Origin of the sequence: Halobacillus shinanisalinarum (genome assembly GCF_022919835.1) — a bacterium.
Taxonomy (GTDB): Bacteria; Bacillota; Bacilli; order Bacillales; family Halobacillaceae; genus Halobacillus_A; species Halobacillus_A shinanisalinarum.
In genome coordinates this window covers 3391989-3416976 of the sequence record NZ_CP095074.1, presented here as the reverse complement: position 1 = coordinate 3416976, position 24988 = coordinate 3391989, and the positions used below count along the sequence as shown (strand labels likewise).

The window sequence follows — 24988 nt, the reverse complement described above, 5'->3', positions numbered from 1 at the left end:
TTTTAGAAAAATGCGGATTTTATAGAAAAGATCTAGAAAAAGGGGGAAGAAATCTCTCTATTCTTTGATAACTACAAATAAGAGTATAATAGGAGCGCCACTTGGAGGTGAATCACTGGATTTTAACAATAGGCTGCCTTTTTTTACCTCGTAAACAATCTCTGGTTGAAGCACTCCATTTATAAAAAGATTCATGTAAGAAACGTCGTTAGGATCGGGTATTTCACTGCTCCCGTACTGTTTTAATGCTTCTTGGTTTGTATACACCTTTTTTCCCTCATCAGCAGTGGTAATGTATTGAAAAGTCTCGACTCCTATACGGGGGGATGGTGTGTTAAAGACGTTAATCATAATGGAAGGATTAAATGTTGGCTTAAACGAATTTGTATTAGAGGGACTGTCTTCAGCCTCGTCTTTAACTTTTTCTTCATGTTTTTCGTGACAATGATTACATTTACAACAACATTCACAGAAGTCTTCGTTCAATAATTTTCTAATACCTTCCCTTCCACCATAACAATTACCCCGTTTTCCCATAGTCCATCCCCCTTTTCTTGAATACCATAATTATGTATCCTACTTTAACTACACACGAATTGCTTGTGCGGGTGACAGGGTAGAGAGAATGGAGTCAAAATAAACCTCTCCTTAGCTAAAAACTAAGGAGAGGTTTTACATACAATTATTGTTTTCTTATATTATATTTCCAAGCCTTATCTTCATCGATCATTCGCTTCGCAGCATAGATGAGGATAAATTGAATGATGATAATGGGCAGACCCATTAGTCCTGAAATAACCTCTAATGGCGCTAACCCGCCAATACGCATCAGTACAAGAGACAGTGCCGTGATGACAGCGGCAATAATAATACGCAACGTTTTCGGTGGTTCAAATTTACTCATATCTCTCGTACTTGTATAGGCAGCTACGGTGTACGTTGTTGAATCAAGAGTAGTCGTTAAGAAAATAAGTGCGACTACTATAAAAATGATAATTGCAACTTCTCCAAATGGGAGCGTGGATAAGATCTCCGGAATCGCTGCCATCCTTGCTTCTTCTTGAACAAGATTCAAAACAGACAAATCCCCCATGAGGTACCTATGGACACCTAGGCCGCCCAGCACTCCTGTAGCTATCCAGGAAATCAAAGTAGGTGCTAAGAGATACGTAAGAATCATTTCTTTAATCGTTCTTCCCTTAGAAATTTTGGCAGCAAATACACTATGAAGCATAGCCCATGTTGCACTATACGCAAACCAAAAGACGGTATTACTTTGAATGTGCGACGGTTCTCCTTGATACACCGAGTCTGTATTTAATGAAATGTTGAGATAGTTAGTTAATAAAAAAGAAACACTATCTGAGAAATAATTTAATATAAACACGTCTGGTCCAGCCAACAGGATAAATACAGCAAAAAGTCCAGCTAAATACATATTAAGGGTGCTTAACCGTTTGATTCCTTTCTCAATTCCTAAGTAGGCACTGAGAGAAAATAAAAACACCCAGACAATAGTCACAATAATGGTCATTACAAATGTCACTTCTATATTTAAAAGAGCGGATAAATTATGTGTGATAATCGGCGCACCAAGTCCCAAAGTGACAGCAGCACCTGCCAGAATACTTATTAGAAATAGGACATCTAGGACTTTCCCGCCGAACCCATCTGTAAACTTGTCGCTAAAAATAACCCGACAAGCTTCAGAGATCCTCATCAACGGCCGCTTCTTGACATGGAGAATATACCCCATAGCCGGAGCAATCATGACAAAAATAGCGAAAACCTGGAAGCCCCATAAGAACATGCTGTAGGCGTTCCCCCACAATAGTGCTTCTGCTGATCCAGGCTCCACTCCCACTGGCGGATCGTTGGCTACGGAGGTCCACTGCAGCATGCCTGTCCGCATAATGGTCGAACCTATTCCCATAGCGATCAGAATGGACGAATATTCAAAGAGAGTAAAACGAGGCTTTTCTTTCGGATCACCCAGTACGACTTGTCCATACTTAGAAAAAGATAAGTATAACCCCGCTATGACAAGAATGATTCCGTACCATAAATAGCCCCAACTGAACACATCCACAATATAAGCAAAAATGGCATTGAGTAATTCCAATGATTCCGTCTCATATAAGGCAAATGGAATACTGATACCAATTATAATTAATAATGATGGCACGAAAATTTTGTAATCAATCAATTTCCTTCTACTCATAGAATCCCCCTTTTTTTTCTCTGCTTTACCAGTGCTTTTTCCTCATACCCGTAAAATGAGAAAGGATAACATAGAATGCCTAACTGATAAAAATAGCTGTCTGCCTCTGCTAAATTCAAATTCGATCAGTAACTGCTTCCGTGGATATAAAGGCGGTAGCAGAAGTCATACTTTCAGTTACAGCCGAATGGTTAGAAAATCATTGTCCACTCGATGCTGCAAAAGCACTCGATTTTTCCCATCAACGATAAGGCAGCCTGCTACACTTACTACTAAAGGGATGGTTCCTACCTTACTTCTAATTTCCTTTATATATTCATATGGCATTCACTCACCTCTATCTCTCATTATAAAATCTCATATGTGGTTTATCCTCTTTATAATAGTTTAATCTGTCCTGCAATGTACCTGTGTGAAACTCAAATTTGTGACCATCTTGATCTGTAAAGTAAATCGATTGTTGATCTTTTTGATCTCTTGGTCGACCAGATAGGATGGTCACATTCAAACCTTCAAGTTTTTCGTACATCTTCTCAAAATCTGTTTCCTCGATTGAAAAAGCAATGTGTGTGTAGGAGTAGGATATTTCGTTCCGGGGAATCCCCCTTTCTTCATTTAAGGCAAGCCAAACCCCATTTAAATCGAAATAAGCAGTGGTCCTCCCCTTAACTAATAGCTCTGCGTCGAAAACATTTTTATAAAATTCGATAGATTTCTCAAGGTTAGAAACAGAAAACAGAAAGTGGTTCACGCCTTTTACAGTCACTCTATCACCTCATGAATAAATTAGTTAATATTTCCATCATACAAGTGGTATCCGGTTAATTAAAGTGTTTCCAGATCGTAATCGACAATACCTTACGTTACAGGAGTTTTTTCAACTAGCTCCACCACCTGATCATGGTTGGGCGAAGGAGAATGTACTCCCCTATTGTAAAAAAACTATTATCGAACCTTAATCTCAATGCAATCTATTAGCTAGTTTTGTCTGTTAAACTAGATTCTAGTTTGAAATTTGACGAACCAAGTCGAATAACGCAGGAGTTTATCGCGCAATGCCGAACCCTGTCCTGTGTCATCACTTTTAACTCGTCACCTTTTTAGACTACTTAAAAGTTTTTCATGAGGAGGATTTTTTAATGTTGAAGTCAAGTCTAACTGTAAGAAAATATGTAATTTCTTCTGCATTGGTAACAACTCTGGCATTTACCCCAGTTTTAAGTGGAAGTGTTTTTGCTTATGCTAATTCAAATTCTGCCGGTCAAAATAGCTCCAGTAGTGGTGCCCAAAGCGAGCAGCAAGTATCACTTTCTGAGACATCTTTACTTAAAAAAGGAGATCGTGGGGACGAGGTAAAAACCGTACAATCAAAACTAAAAGATCAAGGTTATTACACCTATAATCTGGACGGTATTTTCGGACCCATCACAGAAGATGCGGTGCGAGATTTCCAGACTGATCACGGCCTTACAGTTGACGGGCTAGTAGGTTCGAAAACATCCGCAGCATTATCATCAACATCAGATGTCACTAAAGACAACGAATCACCGTCCAACGAGACAGCTTCTGATGCACCAGCCCAACAGTCCGATATTGTTTCAGTTGCAAAAAGCGTACTTGGAACGCCATATGTATGGGGCGGTACAACACCAAGCGGCTTTGACAGCAGCGGTTTCATCAATTATGTATTCGACCAAGTTGGCGTGGATTTATCAAGAACTGAAAGTGGCATGTGGCAAAATGATGGTGTAACCGTCGATTCTCCGAGTATTGGCGATGTTGTCTTCTTCGAGGGTACATATGATACATCTGGAGCTTCCCACAGCGGGATTTATATTGGTAACAACCAGATGATTCATGCAGGCAGTGAAGGTGTGGTCATAGCTGATCTAAGTATAGACTATTGGCAAAACCATTATCTAGGTGTCAAATCCTTTAAATAACTACGAAGATCTTAAGCCAGTGCATGATGCACTGGCTTTTAAGTTATTTTTATGGAAAATATCAATCGTTAACAACCTAAGGCAATTCGTTTCCTGCTGCAAGATAGAGTTCATACCATTCTTTTCTTGTTATCTCAATGTCAGAGGCTTTCGCAATGTCCCTTAAACGTTCCTGGTTCATCGTCCCAACAACCGGCTGGATCGTCGCAGGATGACGTAAAATCCATGCGATAGCAATCGCCGAATCTGTCACACCTTTTTTCTCAGCAAGTTCCTGCAGTTTCGCATTGACTTCAGGGAACGCCTTATTCCCAACAAATGGCCCTTCGATCATACCATGCTGAAACGGGGACCATGCTTGGACCGTTATATCATTCAAACGGCAGTACTCAAGAACATTACTATCCCTGACAAACGCCGGGTCATGCTGCATGTTCACATTGAATCCCGCATCCATCATCGGAGTATGTACGATACTCAATTGCAATTGGTTCACGATCATGTCCTCTTTCAGATACTTTTTTAACAATTCCATTTGCATCGGATTCTGGTTACTCACACCAAAATGACGTACTTTACCGCTTTCTTTTAATGTTGTAAAAGCTTCAGCAACCTCCTCCGGTTCAACTAATGCATCCGGGCGATGAAGCAGCAAACTGTCAATATAATCGGTTTTCAATCGTCGCAGACTGCCTTCAACAGACTCCAGAATATGGTCTTTGGAAAAATCAAAAAACCCCTTCCGAATCCCGCATTTTGTCTGCAGCTTCATTTTTCCCCGAACATCGTCATTCATGTCAATCGCCTTCGAAAAAACTTCCTCTGACTTCCCTTTGCCATAAATATCAGCATGGTCGAATAAATCAACCCCAACGTCCATTGCATTCTCAATCACGTAGCCTGCGTCTTTTTTTTCGAGTTCGTGCATCCGCATGCAACCCAATGAAATTTCTCCAACTTCTAATTCACTATTGCCTAAGTTGATTCTTTTCAAAAATAGCACTCCTTTTTATCAGCAGTTTATACTGCTATAAGGGATTGTTTAATGATGGTACGGAGTAGAAGATTCTGAGACTAGTAGAAATAAAGGTGGACATTTTCCTAGGAGAAGTACGTCCTGCCTATTTTAGACTCAGCCAATTCCATTATTAGCCTTTCTTAAATATACCCTAGAATATACTTTTTAATCTCCTTGAAAAGCAAACCAACGAAGAGATTCGCTTCTTATCATTTGCTGACTTTTTGAACAACCTCTCTTAACCGAGGCAATATATCTATCAATTCAGATAGGTTATCTATTGTTAAGTTAGCCTGTTGAAGCTCCTCTTCTTTCGCAAAATCAAATGTACACCCTATAGAAAGCATTCCGTTTGTTTTCGCTGCACGGAAATCGGAGAGTCGATCACCGACTACAGCAGCTTGATCAATATCATATTTCTTCACTATTTCCCCAACCAAGTCTGCTTTGTCCTGTGATGCTATGTTTTGAATACTAAAGGTTTCTACGATCCAGTTATTTAACTGATAATAATCTACTATAGTATTCAGATACTCTGTTAAGCCATTACTTGCTATGAATATAGGATAATTATTCTCCTTCAAGTAACGCAAAACTTTCTCTACATTCGGATAAAGTTCGCCACTCCCTCCTTTAATATTAGCGATTAAACACTTATGAAAGTGATCATTTGTTATTTCTCGAACTTTATTTGAGTGATCTGGCAACAATGTTTCCCATACCTCTGGAAGTGGTACCCCCATGATCTCACGGTATTGTTGAATAGGGGTTTCCTCTTTCCATAAATCCATAGACCTTAAACGGTCAAAGGCATCTTGAAGCGATAATTCTAGTATTTTATTCGTTTGAAAAAGAGTTCCATCCATATCGAAAATAAATGAAAATGACATTGTATCACCCCTACAAATAGTTGGATATAAGATTATCTCACTTTCATAGTTCAAGCAACTCTTTACAGGGTGAATAAAAGGCGATAGATTGACCTATGACTCGTAACATGGTTAACTAAACATAGAATTTCAAAGGGGAGTAGCTTTAACAGTAATTGTCGTCATTACAGAGTGAGTCTCACTCTCGGCATTAATGGCAACTTACAGCATTGTTAGCAAAACCTTTGCCATTGTTAATGGTAAAGGTTTTGCTTTTTTTATGGTCTATACCAGGAACTCTTACAAATTCTATTTTATTGGCATCATGAAGGGGGAATTTTAGTGGATTCAATCTGGCTTGAATATGGTTGGACATTATTAGTATTAATCGGTTTAGAGGGGATATTATCGGCTGATAACGCTCTTGTTCTTGCGGTAATAGCCAAGCACTTACCGGACGATCAAAAGAAACGCGCCATTGACTATGGTATCCTCATGGCATTTGTTTTTCGATTCGCTGCCATCTTTCTTATTTCATTTCTAGCAGGTGTTTGGCAGGTTCAGGCGATTGGCGCAGCCTACCTCATTTATTTGGGCGTAAAACATGTTTATGCAACGTTCTTTGTTTCGAAAAAAGAAAACGAAGAAGATGATGCAGATAAGGCTGGATCTGGTTTTTGGCCTACAGTAGCAAAAATTGGTGTAGCCGACGTTGCCTTTGCTATTGACTCAATCCTTGCGGCCGTAGCACTTGCTGTTACATTGCCATCAACACCACTACCTAAGTTCGGAGGAATGGATGGTGGGCAATATGTTGTTATCGTTACTGCAACTATAGCAGGGTTAGTATTAATTAAATTTGCAGCAAACTGGTTTGTGCAGCTTCTCGAGGAGCGTCCTGGTTTAGAAACGACTGCTTACATGATTGTTACATGGGTCGGCGTAAAGCTTGCTATTATTACACTTTCCCATCATAACGTCGGCATATTGCCCGAATCATTCTCCCACAGCACCCTCTGGACAATTACTTTCTGGACAGTTCTTCTTACAATCGCAATTGGAGGATGGTTTCTCTCAGATAAGAGGGCCTCACAGAGAGAGTACTCAAATTAGACTACAAAGAATCCTAACCTTGAAGAACTTAGGTTAGGATTCTTTTATGAATTTTTGCATAAAACCCCTATTTCGTTTTCGATACCACCTTTAGCCTAAAAAAAGGACGCCTTGTTCAATGAGTTCCTTTCAGGAATAGGCATATAGCTTATATTAGCTGGTATTCTTGAAGACCTTTACACACTATATACCTTCTATTCATTTAACCATCTATTTTCAATGGATTTTTTTAGATTAAAAATAAACTCATCTATTTGAATTTCTTTGGACCCCTCTTGCCCGTATTTTCTTACATTTACAGTATAATGATCACGTTCTTGGTCGCCTACTACAAGAATGTATGGAACTTTTTTCATTTGTGCTTCTCTCATTTTATAGCCGAGTTTCTCATCGCGTAAGTCAGGTTCAACTCGTATTCCCTCTTGTTTTAACCGTTGTGTAACTTCTTCCGCATACTCTTTATGAACCTCATTGGATACACCTATCACTTTTATTTGAACGGGGGCTAACCAAGTAGGAAATGCACCACCAAAATGCTCGATTAGGATACCTAGAAATCGATCAATGGATCCAAAGACGGCACGATGAATAACAACGGGACGGCATTTTTCACTTCTCTCGTCTACATAAGATAAATCAAATTTCTCCGGCATCTGAAAATCTAGTTGGACGGTAGCGCATTGATGACTTCTATTAAGCGCGTCTTTAATATGGATATCAATTTTCGGTCCATAAAATGCTCCATCCCCTTCGTTTACATGGTAGTTATAGTTAAGACTATTTAAGACATTCTTTAATGCGCCTTCTGCTTTATCCCATAACACTTCATCCCCCATGAAATGATCCGGCCTTGTTGAAAGTTCAATTTCATAACTAAACCCAAATGTGTTGTACACATAATTAATCAATGTTAAAGCCTCTGTAATTTCTTGTTCTATTTGGTCTGGTGTCACAAAGATATGGGCATCATCCTGGCAAAATGTACGAACTCGCAGCATCCCATTCAAGGCGCCGCTGAATTCATGACGATGAACTTGGCCAAACTCGGCCATCCTAATGGGAAGGTCTCGATAGGAGTGAAGCTGATTTTTAAAAATCAGCATATGCCCAGGACAATTCATTGGCTTTAAGGCAAACTTCTGATGATCGACCTCGGAAAAATACATATTTTCTTTGTAATGGTTCCAATGGCCTGATTGTTCCCATAGCCGTTGGTTCATCATGATCGGAGTACGTACTTCCTTATAATGATAGGAATGCTGCAGCTCCCTTAAGAAGGACTCCAATTCATTTCGAATGAGTTGGCCATTCGCTAAATAAAATGGCATTCCAGGTGCTTCTTCGGAAAACATAAATAACTCTAGTTCCTTCCCTAATTTCCGATGATTTCTTTTGTTCGCTTCTTCAACAAAAAGAAAGTATTCGCTCTGTTCTTCTTTTGAAGCAAAAGCCACACCGTATATACGTTGAAGTACTTTATTCCGGCTATCCCCTCGCCAGTATGCCCCAGAAACATGAGTTAGTTTAAACGCTTTGATAAACCTTGTAGTAGACAGATGAGGACCACGACATAAATCGACAAATTCACCCTGACTGTACACGGTAACAATATCTTCAGGCGAAATAGATTCTAACAGTTCCAGCTTCAAAGGATCATGGGCAAAGATCTCCATTGCCTCGCTACGTGAGACTTCTTTACGTTTCATCTCAAGATTTTCCGAGATGATCTTATTCATCTCTTTTTCGATGTTAACTAGCTCATCAATCGTAATACTATGCTCTATATCAAGATCATAGTAAAAACCATTTTCAATGACGGGGCCTATACCAAGATGAACATTTCCATACAGACGTTTAACAGCTTGGGCTAATACGTGCGCCGTTGTATGTCTCATCACCTCGATACCAGCCGAGGAACTTAGATCAAATAACTCTATTTCAGCGTCTTCATCGATACCTCGCTTAAGATCATACAATGTCCCGTTCACTTTACCAGCCACAGATTTCTTTCTTAAACTTTGACTAATAGACTCTGCGATTTGCTCTAAGCTAATCCCCCTAGGAAACGGCTTTTCATTTCCATCTGGAAACTTGATTACAACTTCTTCCTGTTTCATAGACCAACACTCCTTTTTTTGGATATAAAAAAACACGCCATCCCTCAAAAAAGGGACGAGCGTGTATCTAAACTCGTGGTTCCACCCAACTTCCCATCACACCCTAAACTATTATGATGGCTTCGTTTAAGCTATATCGCAGCCTCTACGGTACTGATTACTGTGATTTCACCAGTACTGCTCCAAAGGGGTAAGTTGTTCCGCAGCATTAGGAAGTTCTCAGCCCTGTCTTCCCTCTCTGTAAACCGTTAAGAATAACTCGTATCCTTGTCATTGCATCAACATTTATAAAAAATAAAAAACACACATTCATTCCCTCAACAAAAGGGACGAGTGTGTGTTGTCTCGTGGTTCCACCCAGATTTCCACCACTTCATTAAAAGATGATGGCTTCCTATTGCTGTATCGTAGCAGCTACGGTATCGATTACTATTACTGTAGTTCACCAATACTGCTCTAAGGGGGTAAGCTATTCCACAGCGTTAGGAAGTTTCCAGCCTTGCCTTCCCTCTCTGTAAACCGTTAAGAATGACTCATGTCCTTATCATCGCATTACTTTAATTTCAACTTAATATATAGGATAATCATTCACAAGTCAATAGATATTTACAAATATTTCTTTTTCAGCTTATTCCTCCAGGACATGGTCTGGATCAACGAGGTTGGCAAAGGACCATGTCGCACCCTCATCTATGGAGATAAACCTCGCCAATACGTTTCCACCTTGGTAATCCCCATTAGGTCCCTGATTCACTAGCAATGTACCTTGGGACCCATCGAAGGTAGGTACCTGTGCGACCGTGAAAATCCCTTGATATTCTGCAGGAATGGGTAACTCCACCTTATCCCAATGCTTCCCGCCATCATTCGTTCGATAAAGTGATGGATACTCCATTCCATTATTCCTCACAGAACCAAAAGACATAAATCCAAGCTTGTCATTTATAAAGCCTCCACCAGTCACCATCAGATTTGTCTCTTGAACGGAGCCGGTCTTCACCCAACTCTCCCCGCCATCATTGGTTTTATAAATAGCATGGGCTTCAAAGCTCATTGTACGATCTCCAGTCAAAATCACATAGCCGTGTTGTTCAGAGGTAAAGCCAAGCAATCGTAAACGTACCCTTGGAGGTGTACTTGGGATATGTACTTTGTCCCACGTTTCCCCTTTATCATCAGATAGAAGAACATTCACATTATCACCTTCACCAATCACAAAGCCTGTTTTCTTAGGGGAAATGAAATAACTCCCCTCAATTAAACGCTTTTTAGAGCCGCTGTAATCTCCTTGAAAAAGCTCCCCTAAAGCAACGGGTACCGCTTGCCATTGTCCACCATCATCATATGTCACCTCTAACTTGCCATTACGAATCTGGTAACGATTCGTTTCATCTGGTACGTCAATTCCAGCCTCTTTCTGATATTTGTCTTTAACAGGTGGCAATCCTGCAATTGTGGCTGTAGTTGGCTTAATTCGTTTAAGCGTATATTCATTTTCCCCAGTTCTCTTTATTCGTAATGTCCACTGTATATCTTTAACTGTCCCATCTTTCTGGACTTTACCCCAGCTATGATGAACGGACCAATTTTTCTTCTCCAATTTTGCCCAAAAGGTTACAGCAACGGCGAATTCTTCTTCATCCCCCGCTAATAGTTGAAACTCATTAAAACGAACATCAGAAAGTCGTTTCCATGAACTAACATTGTCACCTTTGTAATCTTGCATATATGTATACCAAAACTTATAAGCTATGTCTTCCGGATCTCTATCACCCTTAACAGTAACCACCATAGGCAAACGCTTATTCAAATTTTCTTCGTAAAAATGAAGATAGTAACCAGCCGATCCCCCAATCATCAATAAGATGAATGCTACAATGCCAAGCACTACCTTTGTTCTTTTATTTGATAACATCATTAAAACCCTTCTTAGTCATTTTCATTATACAACGCAAACATACCTCGAGATTGAGTCTTCCAGATTACTGCCTTTAACCTAATAAAAATGATTTCAAATTTCCTACTTGACTAGATTTGGAGAGGTACTTCCTTTTTTGCGTTTTGAATCCCTTGGGGCAGAAGGGGCTTAAATTATGAAATTGATTCATGTATATAACCGTTATTTTCAGGCGCTTTTAATGAAGATGAATTTATTAAGAATTTATTAAAAAGTTGTTAAGAAGTTATGTAAATGCTCCCTATTACTCATCATCTGTTGTAAAATACAGTATCGGTGACTTTATCACATCGGAGGTATCAATTTGGACTCAATTACAACTTTTATTTATAATTTTAACACGCTTATGTTTCTATTATTTGCCTTGATGTACGCCTACCAGATCGTGTACATGTTTGTTGCATTTAAAGCTAAAAAGGACTATAAATCCGAACCCGGTCTGCAAAATGACCATCTCAACAAATATGCAGTGATTATAGCTGCCCGAAATGAAGAACTCGTCATTGGACAACTTATAAAAAGTATAAAAAAACAGAATTACCCCGAAGAATTAATTGATATTTTCGTAGTAGCAGACAATTGTACAGATCATACGTTCCAGGCTGCAAAACAGGCAGGGGCTATTGTCAGGGAGCGCTTCAATAAGGATCAGGTTGGAAAAGGATACGCGCTCGACTATATGTTAAAAACTATTGAAAAAGAATATTCAGCCAAAAATTATGCAGGATATTTTGTGTTTGATGCCGACAATCTCATTGATGAGAATTATATAGCAGGGATGAACCAGACCTTTAATCAAGGATACAGAGTAGTCACCAGTTACAGAAACTCTAAAAACTTTGACCAGAATTGGATTTCTTCAGGCTATGCACTCTGGTTTTTGCATGAAGCTGAATATCTCAATCTTCCAAGAATGTTCCTTAACACCAGTTGCGCAATCTCTGGGACAGGATTTCTAGTACATGCAGATTTGATCAAAGCAAATGGAGGCTGGATTCATCATTTGCTCACAGAAGACATCGAATTTTCAGTTTCACAGATCATTAAAGGCGAAAAGATTGGATATTGCAGAAAAGCCATATTCTATGACGAGCAGCCAGTCACCTTTAAACAGTCCTGGAACCAGAGATTACGCTGGGCAAAAGGGTTTTATCAGGTATTTGGCAATTATGGTAAAAAATTGCTTATTGGCATTTTCAAAGGAAAGCGAAACAGTTTTTCCTGCTACGACATGGCCATGATAATCATGCCAGCTGTGCTCATTTCATTTCTTAGTATTATAGTTAACGGCTCCTTCCTTCTGGCTGGTTTTTTTGGAATATTAGAGGGAGTAGAGACTATTCAAGCATCCTCTATGGCATTATTACAGTGCGTTGGCCAGATTTACGTGATCCTGTTTATACTTGGTGTTATTACAACCTTGACGGAGTGGAGAGAAATCCATTGTACCAGGTGGAAAAAAATCGCTTATACAATCACTTTTCCGTTATTTATGCTAACCTATATACCGATCGCTATCACAGCCCTGTTTAAGGACGTTAAATGGAAGCCAATCGCTCACACAGTGGTGAAATCCGTTGATGATGTTCGATAATGGCGGCTGGCAGCTTGAAAAAGCATCTTCCCATAAAAAAGGAAGATGCTTTTTTACACTTGCTAAATAAAAGCGAAAGTGACTTGGCAGTGGCATATCCGGCAACTTGGTTTCTTTCACGCTATGTTCCTTGTAGGGCAATATCAGGATATCTACAGGATACGTAACTTTTACTTTAAACCTTAGCGGACATTAGTGCCTTTGTTATGCCTGACCTCTGGCGCGTTAACGCACCAGGGATCAGGCACTTTTTTAGTTTAGTGAAATATCTTTAAACTCCTTGAACGTTGTTAATTCCTTTGTTACAGTTTCTTTCATTTTCTTCCCACACTTTTCACTACACAAAGCAAATATACCATCAGTTCCTTGAGTCTTTGCTTCAGAGTCTCTAGCTGTCACAATCATAGGAACACTAGTATTACGAGTATTTAGCTCAATTTGAATAATTGTCCCTTCACTATCCGAGTAATCTACGCCTTCAGCAAATTTAACACTTAAACCAAATACTGGCTCATTATCTTTAATTTTTTTCATACACCATGAACATCTTAACATTTAATATTACCATCCTTGTATATCTATAAAATAGATTTTTTGTTACGCTAACAGAAAGTATATTAGAAAAAAGTCCGGGGAGTTTGTTATTCGCTAAAAATATTGCGGAAATAAAGTAAGGAGTATTATTTGCCTGAAGCATTAAATATATAGAGGGCTGTTCAAACAAACTTGACCTAATATAAAGTGTACCACTGGCCTATTCTTTTACGTAAGCCATATGAATATTTAATGCAGCATCAAAATTTCCTTGTGACATATGGTAATCAATCCATTGACGATCATCTTCACTATAAGCGACAGAGTCCCCGAAATAGTTATAAGTTAGAGGTTGTTCTTCCATTAATTCTACGCTTTCATCTAACAAATCGTTTTCTGATCTCACGGCGACATCAAACATCTTCTGCTCCTTTTCAGAAAGAGATTCTTCTTGATCACGACATATTTCTTCCCATAATTCTTCATGCAACTCTTTCATGCTTGGTAGTAAATATTGTTGACAATCTCTCAATTGATTTTGCATTTTCAGTTGAATTACTTCTAAAATCATAGGTATAGATAGGTCTTCACGTAATTGTTGTTGGTTATGTTCGAACTCTGCTATCTCAAAAACTTGTTCATTGTTAAGTGATGAGTGAATGAAAAGTTTTTTTCCAAATGTAAAGAACGTATAAGTGCTGTACAAACCTTCTGCTACAAATACATTCTTAATCTGCTTGTGATAGTTGTTCGTTTTATTTTTTTGATTTTTGCACTTACTTTTCTTACTCTTCTTTGCCATAACAGTTTTTTTCTCCTCTGAAGTTTAAATGTTTAAGAACTGACAAAGTATCAAAAATGACTAGACAGCCTTTTCCAGCCTAACTATAAACGCCCTTTATACACCCATTATATCAACTATCGTAGTAATAGTAATTCCTTAAAGAAAAAACGACTGCTTTCTTGTTCAAGAAATGCGCCTGTTTACGGAAGATCGAAAAGTTTTAAAAGGACTTCAAAAAATAACCTATAGTTATTATGCTAACGCAGCCGTTAGTTGAAGACTATTATTTTTTAAAACTGTCTAATAAGACGTACCCAAAAACAATCCCAGCTATTGTTGTAACTGTCGGACTTCCAATTAGAATTACCTCTGGTATAGAGATGGAGCCTTCACCCAAAGATGAGTATGGCAAAATTGACATTGTTATTATGTAGAGAGATGGTAATGCAATTGCTATGAACCTAACCCAGTCAAAAGTCCATTGCTTGTTCTCTTTAATTTCAATTATCAATTTAGGCAATCGTAAGAACAGTCCAATCACAACAGGGAATATGGCAGCAAATATTATAACAGGAAATAATTCAAACTCCATTTTTGCTACTTCTTCTAGCCGAGATTGATACTTCATTCCCCAGTAGATTATAAGACCAATTATAATTGTCCAAGTGAAATAGTATAAAAAACGCTTAACTGTAATCTCCCCCTTAAAATACATTATTCTTCTCGATAGCCGTATTAAAAAAAAACGGACTGTGTTTAGGCAGCCCTTTATTCAACTTTTGCGCCCTTGTATAGTTGAATAAAAAAATGGGCTTATCGAAGTTCGATAGGCCAATTCCATACATATTGTATTATTTTGATAATGCGATTTTTATATGGGCTAAGTGGTGCTCTTCGTGCCAAGCTAATTTTGCAACTTTTGTTGCAACTGTTATTTTACCGTTTTGCTGGTGAGTAAAAGCTCGATCTAATTGCTCTTCAGTTAAACTATATCCTAAAGATACGATGCGCTCATTTATACCTTCTAGCATTTTAATAGAACTTTCTATAGGAAGCTTTGTATCTGGTTGAATAGCCCATTTTTCTTGATCAAAAGCTGGTACTGTTGGGTTCTCATCTGTTAAAGCCAGCTTCAAACGTTGATACATGTTCAACTGAGAATCTGCAATGTGATGAACAAGTTGACGAACTGTCCAGCTACCATCACGATATGTTCTGCTTAATTCCTCATCACTTAATGAGTCAACAGTTTCTCTTAATCGAAGCGTGTAAGTTTCGGTTTCCTTTAGCCATTCTTGAATATTTGCTAATGTTACTTTTTTAGGAACTTGTAATTTCCCAATTGGATATCTTACATCCATTTTCAATCCCCCTTTTCCCTATTCGTTATTCTTTCACTTATTTATTATTACATAAATTATGTCTAATCCTCTTTATATTTTAACATAAAATATCTAATTCCCCTGGAACAGTCTTTTCTGCTATTAGCTGGTATAATACCTTTCTCTTATGCGTTAGTTCGCTTTACACATCATTTTAAAAACTGGATATTTTGAAAAAGTGAAATGGTCAAAATTAGTGTTGATAGGGTACCTGCAGACATTAAAATTATTATTTTTCGTCCGTTTTTCTCTTTATTATTTTCTTTTGAAGATCTTACAAGCTCTCGGGATACCGTACTCCATAAAACTATAGATACTAAAGCTACTAAATATCTGTAGACATATCAGCCATTCCCTCCAATTGCAAATTAACCTTATCCATAAAGGAATCTCACACGTTTTCTCCTGTTTCTTAAAAGAAGGAACCTCCCTAATATGGAGGCCCCTTCTATTCTACAGTAAAATATCTTTTTAATTGAAAAAGTAGAGCTTACTTTTTTAAAAGAGAATAATCACCTTTGCTTACATTCCGGAGACACGTGTGCATGAATTCAGGTTCCGCAAAAGGTTCGGTAAGGGCGGTTTGATGGTTCAGCCAATTTGGTGTATTCCTCCTGCTCAGATGAATACGCATAAGGGTTTGAAAGAACATCCATAAGCCGCTCCATCACACTGTAGTCTGCTTTTTCCACTGCAGCTTCAAGTGCCTCTTCTACCCGATGGTTGCGAGGAATAACCGCAGGGTTTGTGTTCTTCATCACTTGATAGGCAGAAGTTTTCGATTCCTCCTGTCTATCCAGTCTCGCCTGCCACTGCTCATACCAGTGAGTAAATTCTGTCGTCCCATTCATGACCGTATCCTCCGGTTCACCTAATGTTAAGGCGCGAAACGTATTGGTAAAGTCGGCACGATAGTTCTCCATGATGCCGAGAAGGTCTTCGATTAAAGGTTCGTCCTGCTCCTCTTCATTCTGAATCCCTAATTTCCTCCTCATTCCCTTAAGCCAGTAACTATGATACAGTTTCTCAAACTTGGCAAGCGCCTCCTCGGCTAGTTCGACCGCATGATCTTGGTCTTCATGAAACAGTGGCAAAAGGGCTTCCGCAAAGCGAGCGAGATTCCACTGGCCAATCGGCGGCTGATTCTGATAGGCATAGCGGCCTTGAACATCAATCGAACTGAATACCGTTGCCGGATTATATTCATCCATAAAGGCGCATGGGCCATAATCAATGGTTTCTCCGCTGATCGTCATATTATCTGTGTTCATCACACCATGAATAAATCCGACCAGTTGCCATTTAGCAATCAGTGCAGCCTGACGCTTAATCACTTCCTGAAAAAGAGAAAGGTATCGATCTTCATTATCTTCAATGTCTGGAAAATGACGCTCGATTGCATAGTCAGTAAGAGCCCGAAGATCCTCCACTGTGCCCCCATTTGCTGCGTATTCAAAAGTCCCAATACGCAAATGACTGGCAGCCACACGAGTCAGAATTGCCCCAGGAAGCTCGGTCTCACGAATCACGGACTCCCCAGTTGTCACAACAGAGAGACTACGGTTGGTAGGAATATTAAGCGCATGCATCGACTCACTGATGATATATTCGCGCAGCATCGGTCCAAGTGTCGCTCGGCCATCGCCCCTGCGGGAAAAAGGCGTTCGGCCTGAACCCTTGAGTTGAATGTCAAAACGCTCGCCTGAAGGGGTGATCTGCTCGCCTAACAGCACAGCTCGACCGTCCCCTAACATGGTAAAATTCCCGAACTGATGCCCCGCATACGCCTGGGCAATCGGCAAAGCTCCTTCGGGAATTTGGTTGCCAGTAACAACTTCTATACCTTCTTTACTTTGTAACTTTTTAACGTCCAACCCTAAAGAATTTGCCAAAGACTTATTGAGAATGACCAACTCCGCTGAACGTACAGGGGTTGGCTCAATGTTTTTAAAAAATAATTCCGGCAGACTAGCATAACTGTTATCAAAGTTCCATCCTATTTCTTTAATCTGTGCCATCATATCTCCTTTGTTGGTTTTGGCATAGTTCTATCCATGTATATTCTTCTACAAAAAGCAAAAAATCATATCAATAATTCATACTTTTATCAGGAAAAAGTGTCTGGATTGCACAATTACTAACTTCAAATAATCTTTCCATTTTCCATTATCTTAACATTTTCCAGCTACTTTTTATGTAAAAGATTACTTCATTAAACGATAATCATGATAAATACCGATAAGAGAAGGAGATTAACGGAAAGGAGCACCCACTTTTTCCACCCTCTTCCTAGGGCTGCACTGAAAAATCCGAGGATGGGGCAAACGAACATACCGCACAATATGACGGCACCGCTCCAGCCACTGATATATTGATTAAGAAAAAGCCCGCTTAAATAAAGACCTAGGAAGATAATAATACACGCGAGGGCTGTGCGATGCCTCTTTCTAGTTAAATCACTGACCCAATCTCTGGCGACTTTAACATAGAAGTTCTCTTCTTCTCGTTTATCGCGATTAGATTCAAACGCGGTTATCAACCGCCTTGAGTTTTTATTCCTCCCAGGAACCGGCCCTTCCGTTAGATCTACGGTTAACTGTTGATTAGTAATGAGATTCGTCTGGAACTTTTGCATAATGTCGTTGACTTCTTCAAAGCCGGTTTTCTTTGAATTGGAGTGTTTACGATTCAACAACAGATGCAATAAGAAGCGCGTGATTGATAATATAGAACGGTTATATATCTTTCGTAACATTCGGCACTACCTTTCTACTTATGTTGGAGCATTGATGATTTTTTCTATGTTTATTATTATTTCATAGTTAAACATCTTACTCCGATTTTAACAACGTTAAAGTTAATAAAGCTAACAATCCATTGAATAAAAAATACGTGCCAACTCAATCAGTTTAGCACGCTCATATCTTGTTCTTTCTCCACTATCCGGCTCTTTTATGCAGGACAGTCGCCCATTTTTTACTTAGGTAAAGCACCCAACTGAATTAAAATAATATGTATTACAATCTCGAAATGACCCATTATTAAAAATCCTGACAAATTTTCTAGGAATGCCAACACCAACAGATAACTCCTATTCCCTTACAAACGCGACACTTCTATAAAGTTTCGGATAATAAACAAAACTGCCCAATTACGAACGTTACTCTTTTCGATTTATCTTATTCGGAATATTCTACGCTAGGAGAACTTTAACCTAAAAAAGTCGAATTCCTTACAATACTAAGGATCCGACTTTCTTAACAGTTATAAAAACTGACTAGTACCTATCCTAGTGGAGCTTTTCCCTTAACCTGCTTTAAAGTCGCTACTATAAGAAAGCTAACAATCACTAATAAAAGCCATGAACTCACCTTTCCTAGATGAACGAGACTCCATGCATCGGTTTGGTATGGATACTCCCAAGCTCCGAAATACGTTGCGATATTCTCGGCGATCCATATAAAAATTCCGATGAGCACAAAAGAAAGAGCGAGTGGCATACGGTAGCGAGTTCCATCCACCTCGTATGTAACCCATGATTGCCAAAAGACGATAAGTACAAGTCCAGATAACCAAAAGCGGACATCAATCCAATAATGGTGGGTGAAAAAATTCAAATAAATCGCAGCCGAAAGAGGTACAACCACCAGAAACGGGGGCCACTTAACCAGTTCAACATGTAACCTCCTCCACGCCTGGCAAAGATAACTCGCTACACTTGCGTACATGAATCCGCTATACAAGGGCACTCCAAAAATTTTGAAATAGGCTTCCTCTGGATAAGACCAGGAGCCCATATGTACCTTAAAAAGTTCAAGAGCAAGTCCAATAAGGTGGAACACTGTAATAACCTTTAGTTCATCCCGTGTTTCAAGCCCAGAACGCACCATCCACCACTGCATCAGAAGACAGATGATGAGCAGCCAGTCATACCGTGGGAGGAAGGGAAGTGTCATGATTTCTGTAACAGCTAAAGAGACAAAAATAACGATAGGAAATAAACATGATAAGGCCTGCTCCCAACCAAAACGAATGAGTTGTTTTAGTGCCCTCATGATCTGTGCCTTCAATGGTTTCTTCTGAGAATCATTTTGAATGGTTAAATTCATGAGTAACTCCTCTTTTATGAATTTGAACATTTAAATAAAGAAATATCCCTTTCCTTTAAGTGTTACATGCTTCATTTTATTAACCTTGGGTGTCTTCATCACTTCGGTATTCTAAAATATCTCCAGGCTGACATTCTAAAGCTTTACAAATCGCTTCTAAAGTTGAAAATCGAATCGCTTTTGCCTTTCCATTTTTCAATATAGAAAGGTTAGCCATTGTTATTCCAACCCTCTCCGAAAGTTCTGTTACGCTCATTTTCCTTTTCGCCAACATCACATCAATATTAATTATGATCGCCATTGTTTTCACCTCAGACCGTTAAATCATTTTCTGATTTTATATCTATGGCATTTTTTAACAGATTTTGAAGAAGAGCAGCAAAGACTGCAATCACCAACGAAGCAAAAATAATGATCATTCCGAGCACTATGATACCTGGGGCGTCATCTCTCTCCGCGATGAGATAAAAGAGTGGCATGCCTATCACATACAAAATACTGATTGTGATTGCACAGTATTTTATATTCTTTAAAGTTCTAACAGATAATTCCGAGAAAGCTTTGTTCTTGTCAATATAGCTTAAAAGTTTAAAAGCTTGATACAGAGCAAAGTAAAAAGGTATCGCCGCTGCATACAAATTGACTAAAACAAGATCGTTTATATAAGCAATATCTGGATACAATTCTGCTGCGAAACTCGCTATCTCAGGCACTACAAATATGCACAAAGCAAGAATTGGGATTCCAATAAGAACAACAGCTATCTTTAAAAAGAGTGTTGATCCTCGTTTCATAAAAAAGCACCCCTCTTATTCATTGTAAATTTGATTTTAACACTCAATTTATCGCTTATCAATAAATAATTATCGATTATGATTATATTTTTGTTCTTATATAAACATCCTTTTATCTTTAGACAAAGAATAGAGCATTCCTCATTACACAGGAATGCTCTATAACTTTAAACTATTCAATTTATAACTTGTGTAACTAACCTGTACCGTTACTTTAGGTGCATTTATTCACAATCTCCATTTATCTTACTAAGCGTTATTAAACAATCTGGTCCATTTCTTTAACACCTCGTTCCATCTTGCTTATATTTGTAACTAGTATCCTTTAAAAACTTCCCTCACATGCCATTCTAAAAAATCCGAACTTGGCTCATAACAAAGCGAAAACGGCATCCTAATGTTTTGATTATGGAAATCCGTCATCATCTCTCTAAAGTTCTCTATCCCACTTGCATACTCAGACACCCACACCTTCTTACCATTAGTAACAGTAAAGATACCTTTATCAAACAGCTTATGATGCAAAGAACATAAGGCTAATCCGTTATCTTCCATATCCGGTCCTCCATACTGATGCCACTTAATATGGGCCGCTTCCACTCCAACAAGCGAGCCATGGATTTTCGCACTAAACCCACATACAGCACATCGTCCTTCGTAGGCATGGATAATTTTTCTCCTAAATGCAGCGTCCCGTTTTCGGTAGGTTCGAAAGCCAAAAATCAACACGAACTCCTGCAACAGCTCTTCATGGTAAGTTTCTGGAAAATGCTTAACTAGAATGTCGTTAGCAATTTCAAAAGGAAGGGATCGATCCTTTTCTAGCAGCTTTTGGACTTCTGGTGTGAACCCGCCTTGTATTTCCTTCACTAGTAATTCAGTTTTGGTAAATTTCTGATGATCTACTGAAGGAGTGAGTTGCCAGATACCATCATTCACGAGACGTACAAAAGGCTGCTCTGGGTGATAGGACTTCCTCGGTGGGCCATATTCCTTCAATAGATGTTCCATTTTTGTATAGGCTTGCTTAAAGGGAATCCACCTTTGTTGATGTGTTACGAGTCGACCTAACGCGTACAAGATCAATAAAGGTTTATGTGGGGCACGTTGGTCATGCTTTTTCCAAATGGTAAGATGTTCTACCTTTTCTCTCAACAGCTGTTTGTCCACTCTTATTCCCCCAACTTTTCAATCCTCCACCTCAACTAGATAAACCTGATTATGAAACGATCCACGCTGGTCACTCTTTTCACGCCGGATCTTTTCCACTTGTTCTATTGAAGAATCGTGGATTTTTGTAACAGCACGGATTAACTCCAATAAATCAGCCAATTCCTCCAAAGCTTCTTGATCATTATCTGCTGCAAGATATTCGTTTACTTCTTCTTGGAGCTTGTTTTTCAATGAATCTATGTATTCCTCTTCATTTAATATACGGGTACGAATCGACTTACCCTTTCCTTCGATTATCTCAGGAATTCGGTCACGGACGAGTTTGTTATATATGGGCATTTCTTATCTCACCTATTCTTTATGATTTCTTATATATACATAATTAGACATTTTTCCATCATAATCCTCCTACTCTCACAAAAAATAGATAGATTGCATGATTTTAAATTTTCATTCAATTTGGTACATTGTATACGGTTTCTAATACAATTCAAGGGGGAAAAAGACGGATGAAGAAAAGGCAGTTGTTGACCGTTTTAGCCGCTCCAGTAATGGCTTTCTCGTTGTTTCAGGCAGATGAGGTAAAAGCTGAGACGAACTTCGACATGGCGCAGTTAAGTGATACAGAGCTTTTGATTGATCAAGACATTATTAAGCAGAAGCAGCAGATTCAGATACATAAAAACCCTTATGTGACGCGCCTTGATGTAATGAAGATGTTGAAGCGCGCGGATGAGATGAAGGGGTTAAGTCCGAAAGATGTGTTTTTCTCTGATTCATCAAACAAGTCTAAAGGTGCTAGTCCTAAGGAACCAATTACCCGGATTGATATGGCGAAATTGTTTACGCTTGCGATGAATAATGGCGAGGTCCCTGAAGTGGATCTTGAGGTGTTGAATAATTTCACGGATGTCGAGTCTATTCCTGAGGAAGCGAAGCCGTATGTGGCCTATGCGACTCTAGCAGGTGGATTTGATATAACGTTTGAGGAAGCGTTTCAACCGAATGAGCCGATGACGCTGGAGGAAGTCGCCAAAACGTTTAAACCTCTCGTTTTTGATGTCATTGATATTCTTTCTACCAACGATATTCATGGGAACATTATCCAGAACCAGCAATACCAACAAGGCGGAATGGCGTTAATTGGCGGCATTGTTGAGGATTTCCGTTCAGTGAATGCGGATGGTACGGTCGTTGTCGATGGTGGAGACACGATGCAAGGAACTCTTATCTCTAATTCTTTTTACGGAAAATCTACCATTGAAACATTAAATGATATCAAGTACGATGCGGGCTCAATCGGTAACCATGAGTTTGACTGGGGTGTCGATGTCCTGAAACAGCGCCTGGATGATGCTGCTTATCCCATTCTTGGTGCGAACATTTTTGAAGAAGAAACTGGAGAGCGTCCTGAGTGGGCCAAGCCTTATACGATCATTGAAAAAGGCGGCTATAAAATTGGAATTATCGGATTTGCTACACCACAAACACCACAGACGACGTTATCTACTCATGTAAAGGGCTTGGAGTTCCCAACCCCTGCTCCAATTGCTGAGGAACTTGCAGCTGAACTTGAAGCAAAGGGTGCCGACATGGTAATGGTAACCTCTCACCTTCCTGGCTGGCATGAGGAAGAGACTGAAAAGATCATGGGCGAATTGGCACAGCTCGCAAACTCATCTGAAGGCGGACTGGATGCCCTCGTCGGCGGTCACTCCCACGAGCGAGTAGCTGGTCATGTGAATGGTATTCCAGTAGTTGAAGCTGATGAATATACAAAAGCCATTGGCCATATTCAGTTGTTTGTCGATCCTGAATCAGAAGAAATCTATGGTTCTGAAATCGATATGCTAGAAACCTATGATCACCTAGCAAGCGAAGATGAAAGTGTTCGCGAGATTGTAGATTACTATAAAGATCAAGTTGAAGAAATAAAAAGTGAAATTGTCTCTACAACTGAAGGGCCTTTAACTCGTGATCGCAAGTACGGCGACCTTGGTGTCAGCCAGCTTGGGAACATGATTACAGATGCAATGCGTGAGCGCGCGAATGCAGATATCGCCTTCCAAAACAGTGGGGGTATTCGTACAGATATTAATGCTGGGAAAATTACCTATGGTGAAGTATTCGAAGTGCTTCCTTTTGACAACTATAATGTGACGGCAGAAATGACTGGGCAGCAGCTTAAGGAAATCTTAGAAGGCCCGGCACAGGATGATTCCAACTTTATGAAGATTCAGTTCTCAGGCATGAATGTTGTCTATGATCCTTCACAGCCAGATGGAGAACGCGTGACTTCCATTGAGCTGACTGACGGCACACCTGTTTATACGAATGGTGAGTTTTCCGATCAGACGTTTACGGTTGTGACGAACAACTTCCTATCTACCGGCGAAGGTGATGGCTATACGACTTTTGGTGAAGTAGAATGGACGTCACATCCTGACTTTCAGCGGGAGTTGTTTGCTGATTACTTGCGTGAGAAGCAAGCGAATGGCGAGACAATTGTTCCGGCTGAAGCGTTTGACGGTCGTTTGATTCAAGAGTAATAGAGAATTGGCTACGCCAGCAGAATGTGGGGATTCTGCTGGCTTTTTCTATGTATTGGAGTAATGAGATTACAATTCCAGAAGTTTGTGTGTATGACAAAAAGTCGAAAATACACGTCCCGATTTTAATTCGGGAACAATCATGAGAGGAAGTTAACCTCTTTGTTTGAAAGTATGAGTATTACAGGGAAAGACCAGCAGATTCCATGATTCTGCTGGCTTTTTTGTGTGTGAGTAAATGGTCACCCTTGCCCATCAGAGATAACAGATACTGAGTATTTTGAGCGGCCCGATCACATTAATCTCTGGGTGACGCAGTGCATATAGCAGAGCGAACGTATCATCAACACCTGAATCAGATAAATATAAGAACGTTCATATTTTCCCCTCCGTCCTTAATAATCTCCTCATTTATTAACGGTTAAAAAGAAAACAAGGTCCTTTTAATTATAATCAGCTAATTTTTTCGTGGTGACTTGCATAAGAAGCACTGGAATACCGAAATAGAATAGTTTTTACTTATTAGCGAATACTCTAATTAAGATTTGAATCAAGGAGGTTTTCATATGAAGAATGACTACAAGTTAGCAACTCTCTCAGAGACTGAACGAGAAAAATCAGAAAATCTTGAAAAGGAATTCGGAAAAGTTCTTATCGTTTGGGAAGGGAAAAGATAAGCCTGTATGTGAGTCACCTTTCTACTGAGAGGTGCCTCTTTTCTTAAGAAAAATCAAATCATTGGAAGCTAATGACTGTAACAGATAGTTACATAATTACATGAAGATCGGGAGTTATATTTCTGAGATAGGTCGCTATATTTTTGAGACAGGA

General features: G+C 39.3%; 23 protein-coding genes. 4 read left to right on the top strand and 19 right to left on the bottom strand.

Translation table 11 applies throughout. The features are described from left to right. Window positions 1-57: 57 nt before the first annotated feature. The 4 genes from MUO14_RS16920 to fosM all read right to left on the bottom strand — a co-directional run bounded on the left by MUO14_RS16920 (window position 58) and on the right by fosM (window position 2987). A complete protein-coding gene (locus MUO14_RS16920) occupies window positions 58-537 on the bottom strand; it encodes a DUF4183 domain-containing protein (protein ID WP_244751773.1) in 480 nt (159 codons plus the stop codon). A gap of 145 nt (window positions 538-682) precedes the next feature. Next, the gene (locus tag MUO14_RS16915; RefSeq protein ID WP_244751772.1) at window positions 683-2221 is read right to left on the bottom strand and encodes a BCCT family transporter; all 1539 of its coding nucleotides are present in this window, start codon (window positions 2219-2221) and stop codon (window positions 683-685) included. 177 nt (window positions 2222-2398) lie between these two features. Beyond that, window positions 2399-2548: an NUDIX hydrolase gene (locus MUO14_RS16910; protein ID WP_244751771.1), complete on the bottom strand. Its 150-nt coding sequence runs from the start codon at window positions 2546-2548 to the stop codon at window positions 2399-2401. Between the two features lie 10 nt (window positions 2549-2558). Further along, on the bottom strand, window positions 2559-2987 hold the full coding sequence (fosM, locus tag MUO14_RS16905; protein WP_244751770.1) for a FosM family fosfomycin resistance protein: 429 nt from the start codon (window positions 2985-2987) through the stop codon (window positions 2559-2561). A 373-nt stretch (window positions 2988-3360) separates the two neighbouring features. On the opposite strand from fosM, the gene MUO14_RS16900 reads away from it, so the two are divergent. Beyond that, window positions 3361-4164 (top strand): C40 family peptidase, encoded by an 804-nt coding sequence (locus MUO14_RS16900; RefSeq protein ID WP_244751769.1) that lies wholly within the window; start codon window positions 3361-3363, stop codon window positions 4162-4164. Between the two features lie 76 nt (window positions 4165-4240). Here MUO14_RS16900 and MUO14_RS16895 read toward each other — a convergent pair whose 3' ends face one another. Next, window positions 4241-5158 (bottom strand): aldo/keto reductase, encoded by a 918-nt coding sequence (locus tag MUO14_RS16895; RefSeq protein ID WP_244751768.1) that lies wholly within the window; start codon window positions 5156-5158, stop codon window positions 4241-4243. A 233-nt stretch (window positions 5159-5391) separates the two neighbouring features. Continuing rightward, window positions 5392-6072, bottom strand: coding sequence for an HAD hydrolase-like protein (locus MUO14_RS16890; protein WP_244751767.1), 681 nt, complete (start codon window positions 6070-6072; stop codon window positions 5392-5394). Between the two features lie 321 nt (window positions 6073-6393). Here MUO14_RS16890 and MUO14_RS16885 point away from each other — a divergent pair, with 321 nt between their 5' ends. Continuing rightward, on the top strand, window positions 6394-7164 hold the full coding sequence (locus MUO14_RS16885; RefSeq protein WP_244751766.1) for a TerC family protein: 771 nt from the start codon (window positions 6394-6396) through the stop codon (window positions 7162-7164). A 194-nt stretch (window positions 7165-7358) separates the two neighbouring features. Here the strand turns inward: MUO14_RS16885 and thrS are convergent, their stop codons facing one another. Beyond that, on the bottom strand, window positions 7359-9281 hold the full coding sequence (gene thrS, locus MUO14_RS16880) for a threonine--tRNA ligase (RefSeq protein WP_244751765.1): 1923 nt from the start codon (window positions 9279-9281) through the stop codon (window positions 7359-7361). Between the two features lie 628 nt (window positions 9282-9909). Further along, window positions 9910-11199: a WD40/YVTN/BNR-like repeat-containing protein gene (locus MUO14_RS16875; protein WP_244751764.1), complete on the bottom strand. Its 1290-nt coding sequence runs from the start codon at window positions 11197-11199 to the stop codon at window positions 9910-9912. A gap of 343 nt (window positions 11200-11542) precedes the next feature. Between MUO14_RS16875 and MUO14_RS16870 the strand changes: the two genes are divergently transcribed. Further along, window positions 11543-12832, top strand: coding sequence for a glycosyltransferase family 2 protein (locus tag MUO14_RS16870; RefSeq protein ID WP_244751763.1), 1290 nt, complete (start codon window positions 11543-11545; stop codon window positions 12830-12832). Between the two features lie 252 nt (window positions 12833-13084). On the opposite strand, the gene MUO14_RS16865 is transcribed toward MUO14_RS16870, so the two are convergent. The 11 genes from MUO14_RS16865 to MUO14_RS16815 all read right to left on the bottom strand — a co-directional run bounded on the left by MUO14_RS16865 (window position 13085) and on the right by MUO14_RS16815 (window position 21947). Further along, window positions 13085-13366, bottom strand: a complete 282-nt coding sequence (locus MUO14_RS16865; protein ID WP_244751762.1) for a hypothetical protein — start codon at window positions 13364-13366, stop codon at window positions 13085-13087. A gap of 220 nt (window positions 13367-13586) precedes the next feature. Then, window positions 13587-14168 carry a hypothetical protein gene (locus MUO14_RS16860; RefSeq protein WP_244751761.1) on the bottom strand — a complete coding sequence of 194 codons (582 nt, stop codon included), beginning with the start codon at window positions 14166-14168 and terminating at the stop codon, window positions 13587-13589. Between the two features lie 265 nt (window positions 14169-14433). Continuing rightward, window positions 14434-14742 carry a hypothetical protein gene (locus MUO14_RS16855; protein WP_244751760.1) on the bottom strand — a complete coding sequence of 103 codons (309 nt, stop codon included), beginning with the start codon at window positions 14740-14742 and terminating at the stop codon, window positions 14434-14436. A gap of 259 nt (window positions 14743-15001) precedes the next feature. Then, window positions 15002-15511, bottom strand: coding sequence for a YfiT family bacillithiol transferase (locus MUO14_RS16850; protein ID WP_244751759.1), 510 nt, complete (start codon window positions 15509-15511; stop codon window positions 15002-15004). Window positions 15512-16083: 572 nt separating this feature from the next. Then, window positions 16084-17550: a protein adenylyltransferase SelO gene (locus tag MUO14_RS16845; RefSeq protein ID WP_244755632.1), complete on the bottom strand. Its 1467-nt coding sequence runs from the start codon at window positions 17548-17550 to the stop codon at window positions 16084-16086. Window positions 17551-17744: 194 nt separating this feature from the next. Continuing rightward, window positions 17745-18287 (bottom strand): hypothetical protein, encoded by a 543-nt coding sequence (locus tag MUO14_RS16840; protein WP_244751758.1) that lies wholly within the window; start codon window positions 18285-18287, stop codon window positions 17745-17747. A gap of 529 nt (window positions 18288-18816) precedes the next feature. Then, entirely contained in the window at window positions 18817-19587 is a 771-nt protein-coding gene (locus MUO14_RS16835; RefSeq protein ID WP_244755631.1) for a DUF817 domain-containing protein, read from the bottom strand. 133 nt (window positions 19588-19720) lie between these two features. Continuing rightward, window positions 19721-19942, bottom strand: coding sequence for a helix-turn-helix domain-containing protein (locus tag MUO14_RS16830; RefSeq protein ID WP_244751757.1), 222 nt, complete (start codon window positions 19940-19942; stop codon window positions 19721-19723). A 10-nt stretch (window positions 19943-19952) separates the two neighbouring features. Next, window positions 19953-20435 (bottom strand): DUF2975 domain-containing protein, encoded by a 483-nt coding sequence (locus tag MUO14_RS16825; RefSeq protein ID WP_244751756.1) that lies wholly within the window; start codon window positions 20433-20435, stop codon window positions 19953-19955. A gap of 315 nt (window positions 20436-20750) precedes the next feature. Then, a complete protein-coding gene (locus MUO14_RS16820) occupies window positions 20751-21605 on the bottom strand; it encodes a phosphorothioated DNA-binding restriction endonuclease (protein WP_244751755.1) in 855 nt (284 codons plus the stop codon). Between the two features lie 18 nt (window positions 21606-21623). Then, window positions 21624-21947: a nucleoside triphosphate pyrophosphohydrolase gene (locus tag MUO14_RS16815; RefSeq protein WP_244751754.1), complete on the bottom strand. Its 324-nt coding sequence runs from the start codon at window positions 21945-21947 to the stop codon at window positions 21624-21626. A 170-nt stretch (window positions 21948-22117) separates the two neighbouring features. On the opposite strand from MUO14_RS16815, the gene MUO14_RS16810 reads away from it, so the two are divergent. Beyond that, window positions 22118-24157: a bifunctional metallophosphatase/5'-nucleotidase gene (locus tag MUO14_RS16810; protein WP_244751753.1), complete on the top strand. Its 2040-nt coding sequence runs from the start codon at window positions 22118-22120 to the stop codon at window positions 24155-24157. Window positions 24158-24988 lie beyond the last annotated feature (831 nt).

Coding starts and splice junctions, on each gene's coding strand:
- MUO14_RS16910 (WP_244751771.1), bottom strand. CDS start 2,548: ATGCCATATGAATATATAAAGGAAATTAGAAGTAAGGTAGGAACCATC.
- MUO14_RS16865 (WP_244751762.1), bottom strand. CDS start 13,366: ATGAAAAAAATTAAAGATAATGAGCCAGTATTTGGTTTAAGTGTTAAA.
- MUO14_RS16900 (WP_244751769.1), top strand. CDS start 3,361: ATGTTGAAGTCAAGTCTAACTGTAAGAAAATATGTAATTTCTTCTGCA.
- MUO14_RS16810 (WP_244751753.1), top strand. CDS start 22,118: ATGAAGAAAAGGCAGTTGTTGACCGTTTTAGCCGCTCCAGTAATGGCT.
- MUO14_RS16860 (WP_244751761.1), bottom strand. CDS start 14,168: ATGGCAAAGAAGAGTAAGAAAAGTAAGTGCAAAAATCAAAAAAATAAA.
- MUO14_RS16830 (WP_244751757.1), bottom strand. CDS start 19,942: ATGGCGATCATAATTAATATTGATGTGATGTTGGCGAAAAGGAAAATG.
- MUO14_RS16835 (WP_244755631.1), bottom strand. CDS start 19,587: ATGAGGGCACTAAAACAACTCATTCGTTTTGGTTGGGAGCAGGCCTTA.
- MUO14_RS16840 (WP_244751758.1), bottom strand. CDS start 18,287: ATGTTACGAAAGATATATAACCGTTCTATATTATCAATCACGCGCTTC.
- MUO14_RS16875 (WP_244751764.1), bottom strand. CDS start 11,199: ATGATGTTATCAAATAAAAGAACAAAGGTAGTGCTTGGCATTGTAGCA.
- MUO14_RS16825 (WP_244751756.1), bottom strand. CDS start 20,435: ATGAAACGAGGATCAACACTCTTTTTAAAGATAGCTGTTGTTCTTATT.
- MUO14_RS16855 (WP_244751760.1), bottom strand. CDS start 14,742: ATGGAGTTTGAATTATTTCCTGTTATAATATTTGCTGCCATATTCCCT.
- MUO14_RS16815 (WP_244751754.1), bottom strand. CDS start 21,947: ATGCCCATATATAACAAACTCGTCCGTGACCGAATTCCTGAGATAATC.
- MUO14_RS16845 (WP_244755632.1), bottom strand. CDS start 17,550: ATGGCACAGATTAAAGAAATAGGATGGAACTTTGATAACAGTTATGCT.
- MUO14_RS16850 (WP_244751759.1), bottom strand. CDS start 15,511: ATGGATGTAAGATATCCAATTGGGAAATTACAAGTTCCTAAAAAAGTA.
- MUO14_RS16920 (WP_244751773.1), bottom strand. CDS start 537: ATGGGAAAACGGGGTAATTGTTATGGTGGAAGGGAAGGTATTAGAAAA.
- MUO14_RS16890 (WP_244751767.1), bottom strand. CDS start 6,072: ATGTCATTTTCATTTATTTTCGATATGGATGGAACTCTTTTTCAAACG.
- MUO14_RS16915 (WP_244751772.1), bottom strand. CDS start 2,221: ATGAGTAGAAGGAAATTGATTGATTACAAAATTTTCGTGCCATCATTA.
- thrS (WP_244751765.1), bottom strand. CDS start 9,281: ATGAAACAGGAAGAAGTTGTAATCAAGTTTCCAGATGGAAATGAAAAG.